Origin of the sequence: Nocardioides sp., from assembly GCF_034670285.1 — a bacterium.
Classification (GTDB): Bacteria; Actinomycetota; Actinomycetes; order Propionibacteriales; family Nocardioidaceae; genus Nocardioides.
In genome coordinates, this window is the sequence record NZ_JAXMNS010000536.1 from 1 (window position 1) to 1,976 (window position 1,976).

At 69.8% G+C, this 1,976-nt stretch carries 2 protein-coding genes and 1 pseudogene; 2 read left to right on the forward strand and 1 reads right to left on the reverse strand.

The window, feature by feature from the left end:
• Nucleotides 1-585, reverse strand: a pseudogene (locus VOI19_RS18720) (cytochrome c oxidase subunit II); the annotation flags it as partial.
• A 110-nt stretch (nt 586-695) separates the two neighbouring features.
• On the opposite strand from VOI19_RS18720, the gene VOI19_RS18725 reads away from it, so the two are divergent.
• Nucleotides 696-1,796, forward strand: coding sequence for a cysteine desulfurase family protein (locus tag VOI19_RS18725; protein WP_323794450.1), 1,101 nt, complete (start codon nt 696-698; stop codon nt 1,794-1,796).
• On the forward strand, nt 1,796-1,976 hold a 181-nt coding region (locus VOI19_RS18730; protein ID WP_323794451.1), incomplete at its 3' end, for a sulfurtransferase TusA family protein. The genes VOI19_RS18725 and VOI19_RS18730, both read left to right, overlap by 1 nt.

Genomic DNA, 1,976 nt, shown 5'->3' on the forward strand with positions numbered 1-1,976 from the left:
AGATGCATCGTCAGGCGTGCGCAGCTCGAAGCGGGTCGTCTTGCCCACCGGCAGCACGAGCGTCGGGATGATGTTGCCCGTGCCGTACTCGTAGACGTTCTTGCCCTCGACGGCCTCGGGGTAGTTGAAGGTCCACGACCACTGCTGACCCACGACGTAGACGGTCTGGTCGGGAACGACGTCCTCGTCGTTCAGCACGACGCCCTGGACGCGGATCGTGTGGGCGAAGAACACGATGACCATGATGATCGGGAAGATCGTGTAGAAGATCTCCAGCGGCAGGTTGTAACGCGTCTGGATCGGCACCTCGTCGTCACTGCGACGGCGGTACTTGATGATCGCGTAGAAGATCAGGCCCCAGACGATGACTCCGGTCACCAGGGCGGCGATCCACGCGCCCTGCCAGAGCTCGAGGGTGCTCTCACCCTCGACCGTGACGGGCTTCGGCATGGCAAGGCGCTCGAGCTCGGTATCGCTGCCACACGCGCTCAGCCCGACGAGGGCAAGGCCCATCAGGCCCAACAGGGACATCCGGCGGGCACGCCGCAGCGTGGCGGCCGAGCGCTCGGGGAGATGCAGACTCAAGGTCTGAGCCTTCCTCTGGGGACGGTCAAGGGACACAGAAGAGACTATCCGAATCGTCCCCCACTTCGGAGACCAGGGTGGGTGACCTGTGAGCCGACTAGGTTTGCCTCGTGAGTGAACTGCGGGCCTACCTCGACTCCGCGTCGTCAGAACCGCTGCACCCGGCGGCGCGGGAGACGTTGCTGGCCGCCCTCGAGCGCGGCTACGCCGATCCCCGACGACTCCACAAGCCTGCCAGGGACGCCCGACTGCTTCTGGACAACGCCCGCGCGGTCGTGGCCGACTGCCTCGACGTACGTCCCGACGAGGTGAGCTTCACGTCGTCGGGGACCGATGCGGTCCATCGCGGACTTCTCGGTCTGGCCCGGGCGCGTCGCACGCACGGCGACGTCGTCGTGCACCCCGCCGTGGAGCACTCCGCCGTGCGCCACGCCGCGACCTGGGGTGGCACGCCGTACGTCGTGGGGGTGCGGCCCGACGGGAGCGTCGACGACGACCTCGAACGCGCCGCCGGCAGGGCCGGCGTGGCGGTCTGCGCACTCCAGAGCGCCAACCACGAGGTCGGCACGATGCAACCCGTGGACGACCTGCGGCTGCCCGACGGCGTGCCGCTCTTCGTCGACGCCTGTGCCTCGATGGGGCGACTCCCGCTGCCGTCGGGGTGGTCGGCCATGGCGGGCTCGGCCCACAAGTGGGGAGGACCGGCGGGTGTCGGTGTCCTGCTCATACGTCGCGGCGTCCGCTGGGAGAACCCGTTCCCCGAGGACGACCGCGTCGACCACCGTGCGGCGGGCTTCGAGAACGTGCCGGCCGCCCTCGCCGCCGCGGCCGCGCTCCAGGCGGTCGTCGCCGAGCGCGAGGAGGTCAACGCCCGGCAGCACGCTCTCATCGCGCGCATCCGTGAAGCAGCGGCAGCCCTGCCCGACACCGACGTCGTCGGGCACCCCGACGCCCGACTCCCCCACCTGGTGACCTTCTCCTGCCTCTACGTCAACGGTGAGGCCCTGGTGACCGCGCTCGACCGCCACGGGTTCGGCGTCGCCAGCGGCTCGGCCTGCACGGCCTCGACCCTCGAGCCGAGCCACGTGCTCGCCGCGATGGGCGCACTGACCCACGGCAACGTGCGGGTCTCCCTGACTCGCGACACGTCTGCGGAGGACGTCGAGCGCTTCTGCTCGGTGCTGCCCGACGTGGTGGAGGGACTGCGCTGATGATTCTCGAGCTGGACTGTCGCGGCATGCTCTGCCCGCGCCCGATCATCGAGCTCGGGCGGCGGGTCGACGAGGTGGTGGTCGGCGAGCTGATCGCCGTCACCGCCGAGGACCCGGCCGCTCGCTACGACGTGCCCGCGTGGTGCCGCATGCGCGGTCAGGAGTACGTCGGCGAGGAGC